This is a genomic window from Psychrobacter sp. Cmf 22.2, from assembly GCF_001921745.1.
Lineage (GTDB): Bacteria > Pseudomonadota > Gammaproteobacteria > Pseudomonadales > Moraxellaceae > Psychrobacter.
This window is the reverse complement of record NZ_MRYA01000003.1, coordinates 60,374-73,832: the sequence shown is the minus strand read 5'-3', so window position 1 is coordinate 73,832 and position 13,459 is coordinate 60,374. Positions and strand designations below refer to the sequence as shown.

Sequence of the window (13,459 nt, the reverse complement as noted above, 5' to 3'; positions counted from 1 at the left end):
TACATCAAGGTATAAAGTTTGCTTTGTCAGTCTGTGTCTAGGCGTCTATAATGGAGCTTTTATTCAATGAGAATGATTGTGGATTCTTTAGAGCTGGCGCAAGCCATACCTGCTACATCTAATACGTCTAACTCCTCAGGCTTGGCTACGATTGCTGCCATTGCGACGCCACTTGGGCGTGGCGGTGTCGGTGTGATACGGCTGTCAGGTGCGCGTGCCTACGATATTGCTTGTCAGCTGACAGGCAAGACGGTATTTACTCCGCGCATGGCCAGTTTTTGCCGATTTTATCAGGCGGATGGTACGATCGTCGATGAAGGCTTGGTGTTATACTTTAAAGGCCCGCACTCATTTACAGGCGAAGATGTAATTGAGCTACAAGGGCATGGTGGCATTATTTTACAAAACCAGCTGCTCGCACGTGTGTTTGAGTTGGGTGCCAAACAGGCCAGTGCAGGCGAGTTCTCCTACCGCGCTTTTGATAATGATAAATTAGATTTAGTGCAAGCAGAAGCAATCGCAGACGCTATTGATGCCACGAGCGCTGCAGCGGCTAGTAGTGCCATTCGCTCGCTAAGTGGTGAGTTTTCACAAAAGATCAATCAGCTATTAGAGCAGCTTATTCATCTGCGCTTGCACGTTGAGGCTGCCATCGATTTTCCTGATGAAGAAGACGTTGATTTTTTATCGGATGGCGTGATTCAAGACAAGCTTGAGCAAACCCAGGATAAAATCCAGCAAGTGCTGGCAACGGCAAAACAAGGCCAGTTGTTACGCGATGGGATTCATGTGGTGTTGGCAGGGCGGCCCAATGCGGGCAAATCAAGCTTGCTTAACCGTCTGGCTGGGCAAGAGCGCGCCATCGTGACCAATGTGGCAGGCACCACGCGAGATACGCTACAAGAGACCGTCGTGCTCAATGGTTTGACCTTGCATCTCACCGACACCGCTGGGCTGCGCGATACCGAAGATACCGTGGAGCGCATCGGTATTGAGCGCGCACGTACTGCTATCACGCAAGCCGATATGCTGCTGTTGGTCTACGATGTTACCCGTGATCTTGAAGAAGATACCACACCGCTACAGCTTGCTGAGCAGCTATTTGGCGAATTACCAGAAGCCAAACGTTTATTAATCATTGCCAATAAAAGTGACTTATTAAACGATGATGGCGATGAGAAAATAATCTCTGTATCACAAGTCGAAATAAAAGACCGAGGTTACGAACAAGTCCATGTTTCATGTGAAACTGGTCTTGGTATCGAAAAATTAATCGAAACATTATGTGCTAAGGTTGGTTTTCATCCACCAGAGAATAGCCTTATTGCGCGTACGCGTCATATAGATGCGCTTAGACGGACAGCTGAGCATTTAACAGAAGCGCGTGAGCAGCTAACGGTCTTTCAGGCAGGGGAGCTGGTTGCGGAGAGCTTGCGTCAAGCGCAATTAAGCCTAGGTGAGATCACCGGTGAGTTTAGTGCTGATGATTTATTGGGTAAGATATTTGGTAGTTTTTGTATTGGCAAATAATGTCTCTGATTGGCTGTTTAAGATCGCGTATCAACTTTTAAAAGTACATCAGCTATCAAACTCAGCCTTATAAATGACGCCATTTATTCTTAATATCAAAATAAGGAAATACTATGCACTGTCCGTATTGCAATGCGTCAGATACTAAGGTGATTGACTCACGTCTGGCGGCAGAGGGTGCGCAAGTGCGTCGTCGCCGCTCATGTAATAGCTGCCAAGAGCGTTTTACGACCTTTGAGATGGTCGAGGTGGTAATGCCGCGTATCATCAAATCGAGTGGCAAGATTGAGCCTTATGATAACGAAAAGTTGCGCCGCTCTATTTTGTTGCCGCTACAAAAGCGACCTATCACGATTGATGAGCAAGAGGCGATGATTAGCCGAATCGAAAAGCGCGTCAGGCAAATGGGGGAGCGCGAGATTAGCAGTAAGGTACTAGGCGAGATTATCATGAGTGAGCTTAAAACGTTAGACGATGTCGCTTATGTACGCTTTGCCAGTGTTTATCGCGATTTTCAGGATATCGATGCGTTTCATCAAGAGATTGCCAATATCCGCCCTAATGAAAAATAGGTTTGTCGCCACATATTCTTTATAAATTAAGCCAATTTTATGTTTACTTCTAACCACGCACAAGATGCACAAGACCGCTACTTTATGATGCTTGCAATTGAGCAAGCCAAGCAAGGACTATATACCGCAAGACCCAATCCTGCTGTAGGCTGCGTGATTGTTCAGGCAGGGATGGTGGTCGGGCAAGGGTTTCATCCCAAGGCAGGTGAGCCTCATGCAGAGGTGTTTGCACTTAAAGACGCGGGTGCGCAAGCGGTCGGTGCCACTGCTTATGTGACTTTGGAGCCTTGTAGTCATACAGGGCGTACACCGCCTTGTGCTTTAGGTTTGATAAAAGCAGGCGTACAGCGGGTGGTGATTGCTGGCCTTGACCCAAACCCGCAAGTAGCGGGACGCGGTGTCGAGTTATTAGAGCAGGCTGGTATCGATGTGACAGTTGGCGTACTGACAGAGCAAGCAGAAGCATTAAATCGCGGGTTTTTAAAGGCGATGCGTACTCACATGCCTTACGTTCGGCTTAAGATCGCTACCAGTCTCGATGGCCGCACCGCGATGGCGACAGGGGAGTCAAAATGGATTACCTCGGTAGCGGCTCGTGAGAATGTGCAAAAGTTTCGCGCCCTAAGTGGAGCAATTATCACTGGCAGTGAAACCGTCATTACTGATGATCCACAGCTCAACGTGCGCTCTACTCAGTTGGGCGTGCCAGCTGAACAAGTCCCCGCTCCTAAGGTGGTCGTACTCGATAGGCGTCAGCGCTTAGCGCACAGCACGCAATCAGAATACCAACTATGCCGCCGCGTAGATACGCTTTATTGGCGCAAGGACGACTTAACCGAGCTGTTAAAGTATCTGGTCAGTGAGCATCAATGCTACGATGTGTTGGTAGAGGCGGGCGCTAGCGTCGCGGGTAGTTTTTTACGCCAACAACTGGTAGACGAGCTGATTGTCTATCAAGCGCCTTGTCTGTTGGGTGTAGCGGCGCGGCCGATGGTGAATTTTCATCCGCTGTCTTTATCTGAACAGCTACGTTTTAAGGTAGGTAGCCACGAGCAACTTGGTCCTGATCTTAAATTGACCTTATATCCTTTATAAATCATAAGTTATAAACAACTTATCCACAGCGATTGGTCATTATTATTAAAGTCATCTCACTTATGAATAACCGTTCGGACGATTGGCTGTTTCACATGGAACTGTGTATAACTTTGTTTCATGTGAAACAAGAAAGTAGATTCCTTTCTTAAACTATTATAAAAATACTATATAAATCAAATACTTAAATTTAAAAAACCAGAGGTGTACGAAAATAAGGGAAAAGTGTGTCTTTGTGGATAACTTAGTCTAGAGAAGGTTATTATTGGCAGGTGACTTGATTTATCTTTACTTATCCACAACTTATCCCCTTATAAGCTTAAAAATCAGTGCTTTTAAAGTTAATCTAGATTAATTTACCATCGTTGAGTAAGTGTCACGATCGATAACAGCAAAACAATTCAGATATGAGGTTTATATGTTTACCGGAATTATAGAAAGTGTTGGAAAGGTCACGTCCATGCAGCCTACAGGCGGTGACATACGCCTAACCATAGCGTCGGATGATTTAGATTTTAGCGATGTTAAGTTAGGCGACTCTATTGCCTCAAACGGTATTTGCCTAACTGTGGTAGAGATCGGTAATAACTCTTACTCTGTAGATGTTTCACGTGAAACAATTGCTCGAACTGCATTAGAGGAGCTAAAAGCGGGTCATATTGTCAATTTAGAAAAAGCGATGTTACCGACCACGCGTTTTGGTGGTCATATCGTCGCAGGTCATGTCGATGGGGTCGGGCGCGTCAGAAAATTACAACAAGATGCGCGCTCTATCTATATTGAGATAGAGATACCCAAGGAGCTAGCACATTATACCGCAACCAAAGGCTCTATCACGGTCGATGGCATTAGTTTGACCACCAATTTAGTACGTGACAATATCGTTTGTCTAAATATCATTCCGCATACGGCCAAGGTAACCAATATTGCCAAACATTGGCTGGTTGGTAGCAAGGTCAATATCGAGGTGGATATCGTCGCTCGCTATTTGGAACGTCTGTTAAATAAGTCGCAAACAGGCAGCATGAACGCACCAAGCCTGCAAAGCCAAATTACTGAGGATTTTTTAGCCGATAATGGCTTTATGAAATAACCAGTGTCATAGTATCTGTTAGAGCGATATAAGATAATAAAGCCTAATGATAACTTGTCACGGTATTCAAACCATTTATTCGGTTGTCATTAAGCTTTGCAACACTGTTTGTAATTTATCTTTATTGATAGGTTTTGCTAAAAAATCATCCATTCCCGCTAGGCGGCAAGCTTCGCGATCTTCCTCTGTATTATTTGCAGTTAATGCCACAATAGGAATACTACTCCCTTGCGAGCGTATGGCTTGAGTGGCTTGCAAACCATCCATAACTGGCATTCGGCAATCCATAAGAATTAAAGAGATTTGTTGTCGCTGCGCATCAAGTCGTTCTAAAGCTTGTCGGCCATTGTCTGCCACTAGGCTAGGATAGCCCAACTTATCTAACATCTTACAAGTAATTTTTTGGTTGGTGAGATTGTCATCGACAACTAATACTGTAGGAGCGATGAGCACTTCTTCAACATTACTATCCATTGTTGGTTTTTCTACACTTTCAGAATTACTACTGGTATCTTCGTGTTTGGAAGTAACTCTCGTAGTCTGTGATAGACGTATTAGCTCAGATAGCAACAAGGCCACATCTAACGGTTTATTCAAAAATCCATTAAACTTACCTAACAATGAGGATGTAATACTGCGTTCTGGTTTCATGCTTAATAACAATTTTGGCAAAGAGGTATCGTTCAATAATTTATGAATAACCTGATTTTGTTCATTGTCGGTAATTCTTTGCTGGCTATCTATGCGTGAGCCATTAGTAGCGACTGTAGAAGGAACTAGGCGAGTATGGGTTTCATAGTACTCATAATCTAACAACAATATTGGCTGTAGGGTCTTTGCTTCAAGCTCTAGCTGCTTATATAGCTTTTGGGCAGCCGTATTGTCCAAGTTTGTATAGATATTAACTGGCAGGGACAAATGTGAGCATAATTGCTGCAAAAAGGTCGCGCAGATGTCTTGCTCTACAACAACGATAAAACGGATATGTGACAGGCTACTATGAAAGTGATAGATGGGCTGGTAAGTTGCCTGATGACAAGGTAAATAAAGAGTAAAATTGCTACCTACCCCAAGCTCGCTATCTAATTGGATAAACCCGCCTAATAACTGCGCAAAGCTATTAGAGATCGCAAGCCCCAGTCCTGTGCCACCAAAATTTTGGCTGATTTGTCTGTTTGCTTGATTAAAGTAAGAAAACAGTTTGTCTTGTTCCGAATCTGCAATACCAATGCCAGTATCTTTAACACTAAAGCGCATCCATTGATGATCGGCGCCAGTATTGGCGATGGTATTGGGTAAGCGATTGTCAGGGGCTAAACTTTGATTACGTGCAATAGTGGTTAGGGTGCGCTTACTATCAAGGCTAGTGATAGACTGCATCTGCTCATAAGTAATAGGCTCGATAACCAATGCCACATAACCTGATGGGGTAAATTTGATGGCGTTATCTAGTAAATTGAGAAGGATTTGACGTAAGCGGTTGCCATCAGTGCTGATATAACGCGGGCTATCGGGCGTAAAAAAATACAATAAATTGATACCTTGCCGACGCGCACTACCAACCATTAAATCACTAACATGCTGCCCAAGCTTAAAGATATCAGTAGGCTCATTCACAATATCAGCCTTTCCTGCTTTTATTTTTGCCATATCGAGCATATCGTTTAGCATCGCTAGCATTGACTGGCTGGATTGGGTCAACATAGACAGCACCTCTTGCTGTCTTGGCGTTAATCGATGCGCCTCTATCAGATCTAAGGTCCCGATGATAGCGTTCAGTGGTGTGCGTAACTCATGACCAATAATAGATCTAAGCTTGGTAAATTCTTTTATCTGCAATTGTAATTGTTGATTTTTTAGGTGCAAGTCATCAGCTTGCGTGATGAGATTATCGATATTATTAAGTATTACCGTAAACCCATGGACCTGCCCATGAGTCCCAAACCATGGAGTGATGTGTAGCTGATAGGCCTGCTTATCTTCTAGTCCATAAACCAATAGGTTACGAGTAACGCGTAGAGTAGAGAGCTTTTGCAGCAGTTGCTGAGTTGCTTTATCACTACCGGTCAAAAAATCCGTTAAACTGTAGTTGTTATTACGTTGAAATGCTGTGGTAAAAACTTGTTCAAAGCGCTGATTAAAAAAACTTATATGTCCTTGGCGCATGACCATTAACATGGGTAATGGTGCTTGATTGACCAAATGCTCTAAACGCTGATTGAGGGTTTTGATACGGCGATGATGATCATGTAGCTGATAGCTAACACGGCTAAGGGCATGGCCTATGCGTAAAAACTCAGGGGTGGTCTTTTCTGTCACGAATGGAGGCGGTATATAAGCCTCTTTGGAGCTTATCGTTAAATTGTCCGTATACTGTACCAATTGCTCCCAATTAGTACGGCGTTTAAGCGCATAAAGTAGTGCCAAACTAAATAACATGATCGCTGTCATCAACGGCAACCAAAATTGATAGGATATCCAGCTTATATTGAGAGGTTGATGGCGCAGTACGACATATATTTGATGACCGTTTTTAAGCTTAATTCTACCTGTTAGCGTATCGTTATTTATCTGAGATGAACTGCTACTCATAGTAGATGTCGTGGTAAGCGTAGGAAAAGTCACATTAGTAAACTTGGCTTCCTGAGGCTGTATGTGACGATATACATAGGTTTGTCCAGACGGCAACATAAAAATCAGCTGATAGCTGATGTCTTGAAAAAAAGGTTTGGTAATGATCTTTTCGATTTCAGTTTCTGTCGGTACGGCATGATCAATAGTCTCATGCTGTAACGCTGTAAAGACAACTTGGCTGTGTCTCTGACTTTGAGTTTTGAGGGCCGAAAACATCATAGCGTAGTATAAAGCTAGCATTATCAGCAGGGACAAAACATAAAAGAAAAGCAGACGTTTTAATGACTGAAACTGTTGCATGTGGGTATGTTCCTATACCTGCGCGACAATGCAGTGCGATGGTAAGCTAAAATAATATAATCTATTTGTTGGATAGTACGTGTTGATGGCTTTTTTATATACAAACCTTTAGTTATATGGTGAAGAGTTAATTTATTAATAAAACAGTCACGTAGAATCTTATAGTAACAAATTAACCACCAAAGCGGTTATGACAATGCTACTAATTTCAATGTTTACTTAAGCTTCAAGTTATGCACGATATAGTCATTTGATAAATCATCTAAACATACTAAACTAACTGATGACTAGATAAGTACCGACCAGTAGCGAATAGTACTAAAATTATGTCAATACAGACTAAATGGAGATAGGTGTCATAAACCAGTTACCTCAATAACCAGTGGCAGATAGATAACTCAGCTCGCAATTATGGCACAACACTGTAAACTCACCTATAATGTGACGACCGATCACATAATATATAATATGGTGCTATGACCACAACTAATGCTGTTTTTAATAATATGGTACAAACCAATCGATTGCGCGTGGTGTTTGCAGGCACACCTGAATTTGCCGCTGCTAGCCTTGATGCACTCATTGCTCAGCAAGAGCAACTTAATATAGATATCGTTGCAGTATATACGCAGCCAGATCGCAAAGCGGGACGCGGTCAAAAGCTATCTGCCTCTGCCGTCAAACAAGTAGCGCTTACTCATGATATTGCCATCGAACAGCCTGCTACTTTCAAAAAATCTAACACTGAAGGATTGGCTGCTAGACAGACATTGGCAAGCTATCAACCTGATGTCATGATTGTTGCAGCATATGGACTGATTTTACCTGTAGGTGTATTAGATATTCCTACTTATGGCTGTCTCAATATCCACGCCTCCTTATTACCACACTGGCGCGGTGCTGCACCTATTCATCGCGCACTGTTGGCAGGAGATACCGAGACTGGTATTACTATTATGCAGATGGATAAGGGTTTAGATACTGGCGATATGCTCTATAAAGTCAGCGCTCCTATCGAGACTAATGATACGGCTTCTAGCCTACATGATAAAATGGCTGAGCTAGGCGCGGCAGCGATTAGCACCGTCTTAAAAGACTTGGCACATTATCAAGCGCAGGCGGTTGCCCAAGATGACAGTCAAGCCAACTATGCTGAAAAATTGGTAAAGACTGAGGGCGAGATTGATTGGACGCAGTCCGCTAGCGTTATTGAGCGCCAAATTCGTGGTTTAACACCTTGGCCTGGTGCCTATACTTTTTTGAATGGTGCGCGCGTAAAGATATTAAACAGCTTGCCGGTGAACCCAACACAGCAAACCAATGAGCCTGCTGGCACAGTTATTAGTGTCGGACGAAAAGCCATTTTAGTAGCTTGTGGTAAAGGTGAGCATACAGACGATAAAACACCAGCAGCTAGCACGCTTGCGATAACCAAATTACAGCTTGCAGGTAGCAAACCTGTCACCGCTGAGCAAATCTGTCATGGCAATCAGCTCGATGATGGTGACCAGTTCGGCCCCGAATCCAATTAATTAATGCAGACGCTCCAATGCGTACAGGATATCAATACTAATGAGACATAACGCAACTGCGTCTAAAAGCACTAACAGTAGAAATAACCAGAACAAGCCGTCCAGTAACCTTAAAATGACGGGTAGCGTGCGCGTACGCGTCATTCGCAGCTTACTTGCCATTCAACAGGGTCAGTCACTCTCAAGTGTGCTTGATCCCCTACTAAATAGCTTACACGACGGTGATAAAGGCTTTGCCCATGCATTATTATTGACCACGCTGCGTCAGTGGCACGCACTTGCAAGGCTGCTCGATAGCTTAGCTGACAACCCTATCGATGAGATAGAGGTGCGCACCACTATTCAAGTGGGCCTAGTACAGCTGCTTTATTTAGAAGTAGCTGACCATGCCGCCATTCACGAAACGGTAGAAGCAGCCAAAGAGATTGAATTTGCGCGGGCCTCTGGTCTTGTCAATGCAATCTTGCGTAAAGTTGCCAAAAACACCAATAAATTCCGCAAAAAATGCGACAAAAACCATAGTTTGCCTAATTGGTTAGCACACCAGCTTAAACAAGATTGGAGTGATGAGTATGCAGCATTAACTCAAGGTCTACGCCAACCTGCACCGATGTTCTTACGGGTAAACACAGCCGTTAAATCAACCAATGAATACCAGCAAGTACTTACTGATGCCGACATCAGTACTGAATTGGTTGAGTTATCTAGTGGCTTACAATTAACTGATACCGTTAAAACTGCTATGTTACTGACTCAAGCATTACGCTTAGAACAAAGCACAGCGGTCAGTTTTTTACCCCAATTCGCAGAAGGTGTGGCGAGTGTGCAAGATATGCATGCCCAGCTTGCTGCTCCGCTGATAGAGCTTGCACTAACTGATAAGCTGGCTAAAGATCAGATAGCTGATAAAGTGAGTCAAAATGATAAGGCGTCTACAATCCAATTGTTAGATGCTTGTGCCGCCCCAGGCGGTAAGCTTGCCCACTGGTTAGAGCTATTAACAGCAGACAAAGAGTCGTCAATGTTTCATGTGAAACTTGATGATAGTACAAATAAAACCAATACCATTAAGCTCACGGCTATTGATAACGAAGCTCCGCGTATTAAGCGTATTTATGAAAATTTAGAGCGTTTAAATTTACAAAAGCATGATTTAGAAAGCTTAGCCAAGACTGATATCAAGCTTGACATCGTCTGCGCTGATGCGACGACATGGCAAGGTGGTTCTGAATCTAAAAAGCAAAAATCAAACCAAGACCGAGCAGTTTTTGATGCTATCTTGTTAGATTCACCTTGTACCGCGACTGGGGTGATTCGTCGTCATCCAGATATTAGCTTATTACGTCACGAAGAAGACATTGCCCAAACGGTACAGTTACAAGCGCAAATTTTAGATAATTTATGGCCACAAGTAAAAGTAGGCGGTTATTTGCTGTATGTGACTTGCTCAATTTTAAAGCAAGAAAACGTTGAGCAAATGCAAGACTTTACCGCACGCCACCCCGATGCGACTGCTATCGAATTTGCGAAAGAGTGCAACTGGGGTATTGAGCAGGCGATCGGTCGCCAATGCTTACCGATTGATAGCGATGGCGGTGATGGCTTTTATTATGCGCTGCTGCAAAAGACTGCTGAATAAAATAACACAATGACAGAACCTCATTCTCAGTCTTCTAAACGTATTGTGGTAGGCTAGTGTTTTTTGGCCGAACATAAACCTTTGCAAAAGCAACATGCTAAGCCAAGAATATTGGCCTATGACAGCTCATACGATTTTGAGATTTAAGTACTAAAGACTAACTTTAGACGTTTTAAGTAGGGATGCACTATGAAATATATCAGTACCCGTGGTCAGACAGCGCCAATGGATTTTAGTGATGTTCTATTGATGGGTCTTGCGCCAGATGGTGGTTTGATGCTGCCTGAGCACTATCCAAGTATTGATAGCGCTGTACTCGATGAATGGCGTACGCTTAGCTATCCAGAGCTTGCGCTAGCCATTATGCAGCGCTTTGCTACCGATATTCCTTATGCTGATTTAAAAGATATTATTGAGCGTACTTATACGACTGAAATATTTGGCAGTGCAGAGATTACGCCAGTGCGTCAGCTTGAGGACAATCTCTATATTCTAGGACTGTCAAACGGTCCAACTCTCGCGTTCAAAGATGTGGCGATGCAGTTTTTGGGCAATGCGTTTGAATACGTGCTTAAAAGAAAAAATGCCCGTATTACCATCATTGGTGCGACCAGCGGTGACACGGGTAGTGCGGCAGAATATGCACTGCGCGGTAAAGAAAATATCGAAGTCTTTATGCTATCACCACATGGCAAGATGAGCGAATTTCAGCGCGCGCAGATGTATAGCTTAACCGATGATAATATCCATAATATCGCTATCGACGGTATGTTTGATGATTGCCAAGATATCGTTAAAGCCTTACAACAAGATGCGGAATTTAAAGCCGCTTACAGTTTAGGTACAGTCAACTCCATCAACTGGGGGCGTATCTTAGCGCAGATTGTTTATTATTTTAAAGCCTACTTTGCGGTGACAAATAGCAACGATGAGCAAGTCAGCTTTAGCGTACCGTCTGGCAACTTTGGTAATGTTTGCGCAGGACACATTGCGCGCGAAATGGGGCTACCAGTTGACCGCCTTATCGTCGCGACCAATGAAAATGACGTGCTAAATGACTTCTTTAATCAAGGTGCTTACCAGCCACGAGCAACTGATAAAACCTATGTGACCTCAAGCCCTTCAATGGACATCTCTAAAGCGTCAAACTTTGAGCGCTTTGTTTATTTGTTACTAGAAAAAGACAGCGCGCGTGTTCATGAACTATTTGAAGGGGTAAAGTCTGGTCAAGGTTTTGATTTATCGGATGTGTTAGATGCTGTTAATACTCGTTATGGCTTTGCTGCAGGCAAGTCTACCCACGTTGACCGCCTGCAAACGATTAAATCTTTGTATGAAACATACAGCGAATTGGTTGACCCACATACTGCTGATGGTATCAAAGTTGCCAAAGAGCTACAGCAAGATGGCGAAGTTATCATCTGTGCTGAGACTGCTTTACCAGTCAAATTCGCAGATACGATTATTGAAGCCGTTGGTCAAATAGACATTGAGCGTCCTGCTCACACTGAAGGACTAGAAGACTTACCACAACATGTCATAGTGTTGAATAATAAAGCAGAGTTGGTCGCTGAACAGATTCGTCAGCATATAACGGCTGATTTGACGTAGCTTATAGACATAAACTTAAATACTTCGTTTCACGTGAAACTTTGTCTATATTGAGAAAAGCCTTGCTTTCCGTACATCGGATAGTAAGGCTTTTTTTATCTTCTTCAATAGAGCTTATGAATTCATATTCTTTAGGTTGTATAAGATTTGAAATACATAATTATCCAGTTTGAAGCAGCTTGAATTTTTGTAAATAGATGTCTAGTTATATGCTATTGTGTATATAATTGTAATTTTAACTGTCTTATTACTTAATAAGCTATTCTAACAACTTGTTGGATTCAATCTTGCAAGGATAAGTAGTAAAACAAAATCCTATTTACGCTGTACTTTAAAACTTGTGGATATAACCATGAAAATGAGCCGAAACTCTATAGCAAAAGCGCTGATTGCTACTGCTTTTAGTAGTGCAATGTTAATAAATACTGCTCACGCTAATAACCCACCGCCAACTATCAAAGCTGATGCACCTAACCGTTACATCGTCAAAAAAGGCGATACGTTATGGGATATTTCAGGTCGCTATTTAGATAGTCCATGGCGCTGGAAAGAGATTTGGGCCACCAATAAACAAATTAAAAATCCCAACCTTATCTATCCAAATGATGTGCTTATCTTATGCGTGATTCAAGGTAAGACGCTGATCGGTGTGGATACAGGTGAGGGCTGCGCAGGTATTGAAAGACAAGTAACAGGCAATGTGGTGGCTAGTACAGTCACAGTCACTTCAGTCGCCAATAGTATTCCGGCGATTCCACGTGCAGCGATCCAGCACTGGTTAGACAAGACAATTATCGTTAATCCAAAAGACTTTAATACTACCCCTTATGTATTAGCGTCCAAAAATCGTAACTTGATCACCGCTAGTGGCGATAAGATTTATACCAAAGGAATACCACTGATCGTTGGCCAACGCTACGGCGTTTATCGTGAAGGTGAGATGTATGTTGAACCTAGAACCCAAGAGGTCATTGGTCTTGAGGTGACGCAAGTAGCCACCGGCTTGGTAACGAGTGTTGAAGAGAATGGTGTGAGCAGTCTGCAATTGACGGACTCTTATGGCAAAGAAGTACGGGAAGGCGACCGCGTGTTTGTCGAATTAGACGACTCTATTCCGCCAGTATTCTATCCTGCGCCTGCCACTGTGAACCGTGGCGGATTGATCGTTCGAGTGATGGATTCAATCAGCTCTGCGGCGAAGGGTAGTGTGGTTGCTATCAACTTGGGTAGTAACCAAGGGGCTAAACCTGGTGATGTATTGACAGTCTATCGAAAAGGACCTTTAGTACGCGATACTATGGACAATGACACACCCGTACGCTTGCCAAGCGAGCCTGCTGGTATGGCAATGGTATTTAATACTTTTGATGATATTAGCTACGCTTATATTTTAAGCTCAGAGTTGCCTTTAAATGTCGGTGATCAACTGTTGCCACCACCTTACCTATAGTCT

The 13,459-nt window shown here is 43.2% G+C and carries 9 protein-coding genes; 8 read left to right on the top strand and 1 reads right to left on the bottom strand.

What is annotated here, in order from left to right; translation table 11 throughout:
- Window positions 1–66 precede the first annotated feature (66 nt).
- From mnmE to BTV98_RS07070, 4 genes are all read left to right on the top strand, one after another.
- Window positions 67–1,530: a tRNA uridine-5-carboxymethylaminomethyl(34) synthesis GTPase MnmE gene (gene mnmE, locus BTV98_RS07085; RefSeq protein WP_075103281.1), complete on the top strand. Its 1,464-nt coding sequence runs from the start codon at window positions 67–69 to the stop codon at window positions 1,528–1,530.
- Window positions 1,531–1,643: 113 nt separating this feature from the next.
- Complete coding sequence (gene nrdR, locus BTV98_RS07080) at window positions 1,644–2,102, top strand: transcriptional regulator NrdR (protein ID WP_058369796.1); 459 nt, start codon at window positions 1,644–1,646, stop codon at window positions 2,100–2,102.
- Between the two features lie 39 nt (window positions 2,103–2,141).
- A complete protein-coding gene (gene ribD, locus BTV98_RS07075; protein ID WP_058369795.1) occupies window positions 2,142–3,197 on the top strand; it encodes a bifunctional diaminohydroxyphosphoribosylaminopyrimidine deaminase/5-amino-6-(5-phosphoribosylamino)uracil reductase RibD in 1,056 nt (351 codons plus the stop codon).
- A 418-nt stretch (window positions 3,198–3,615) separates the two neighbouring features.
- On the top strand, window positions 3,616–4,290 hold the full coding sequence (locus BTV98_RS07070; protein ID WP_058369794.1) for a riboflavin synthase: 675 nt from the start codon (window positions 3,616–3,618) through the stop codon (window positions 4,288–4,290).
- 75 nt (window positions 4,291–4,365) lie between these two features.
- Here the strand turns inward: BTV98_RS07070 and BTV98_RS07065 are convergent, their stop codons facing one another.
- Window positions 4,366–7,224 (bottom strand): response regulator, encoded by a 2,859-nt coding sequence (locus BTV98_RS07065; protein ID WP_075103280.1) that lies wholly within the window; start codon window positions 7,222–7,224, stop codon window positions 4,366–4,368.
- Between the two features lie 476 nt (window positions 7,225–7,700).
- Here BTV98_RS07065 and fmt point away from each other — a divergent pair, with 476 nt between their 5' ends.
- The 4 genes from fmt to BTV98_RS07045 all read left to right on the top strand — a co-directional run bounded on the left by fmt (window position 7,701) and on the right by BTV98_RS07045 (window position 13,456).
- Entirely contained in the window at window positions 7,701–8,756 is a 1,056-nt protein-coding gene (gene fmt, locus BTV98_RS07060; RefSeq protein ID WP_075103279.1) for a methionyl-tRNA formyltransferase, read from the top strand.
- Between the two features lie 40 nt (window positions 8,757–8,796).
- Window positions 8,797–10,395, top strand: a complete 1,599-nt coding sequence (locus BTV98_RS07055) for a transcription antitermination factor NusB (protein WP_075103278.1) — start codon at window positions 8,797–8,799, stop codon at window positions 10,393–10,395.
- 189 nt (window positions 10,396–10,584) lie between these two features.
- Window positions 10,585–12,006 (top strand): threonine synthase, encoded by a 1,422-nt coding sequence (gene thrC / locus BTV98_RS07050; RefSeq protein WP_058369790.1) that lies wholly within the window; start codon window positions 10,585–10,587, stop codon window positions 12,004–12,006.
- A 352-nt stretch (window positions 12,007–12,358) separates the two neighbouring features.
- Complete coding sequence (locus BTV98_RS07045) at window positions 12,359–13,456, top strand: LysM peptidoglycan-binding domain-containing protein (protein WP_075103277.1); 1,098 nt, start codon at window positions 12,359–12,361, stop codon at window positions 13,454–13,456.
- Window positions 13,457–13,459: the final 3 nt, after the last annotated feature.

What these genes read in the sequence shown, in the direction of transcription:
- nrdR (WP_058369796.1), top strand. Translation starts at nt 1,644, where the DNA reads ATGCACTGTCCGTATTGCAATGCGTCAGATACTAAGGTGATTGACTCA.
- thrC (WP_058369790.1), top strand. Translation starts at nt 10,585, where the DNA reads ATGAAATATATCAGTACCCGTGGTCAGACAGCGCCAATGGATTTTAGT.
- BTV98_RS07045 (WP_075103277.1), top strand. Translation starts at nt 12,359, where the DNA reads ATGAAAATGAGCCGAAACTCTATAGCAAAAGCGCTGATTGCTACTGCT.
- BTV98_RS07055 (WP_075103278.1), top strand. Translation starts at nt 8,797, where the DNA reads ATGAGACATAACGCAACTGCGTCTAAAAGCACTAACAGTAGAAATAAC.
- fmt (WP_075103279.1), top strand. Translation starts at nt 7,701, where the DNA reads ATGACCACAACTAATGCTGTTTTTAATAATATGGTACAAACCAATCGA.
- BTV98_RS07070 (WP_058369794.1), top strand. Translation starts at nt 3,616, where the DNA reads ATGTTTACCGGAATTATAGAAAGTGTTGGAAAGGTCACGTCCATGCAG.
- ribD (WP_058369795.1), top strand. Translation starts at nt 2,142, where the DNA reads ATGTTTACTTCTAACCACGCACAAGATGCACAAGACCGCTACTTTATG.
- BTV98_RS07065 (WP_075103280.1), bottom strand. Translation starts at nt 7,224, where the DNA reads ATGCAACAGTTTCAGTCATTAAAACGTCTGCTTTTCTTTTATGTTTTG.
- mnmE (WP_075103281.1), top strand. Translation starts at nt 67, where the DNA reads ATGAGAATGATTGTGGATTCTTTAGAGCTGGCGCAAGCCATACCTGCT.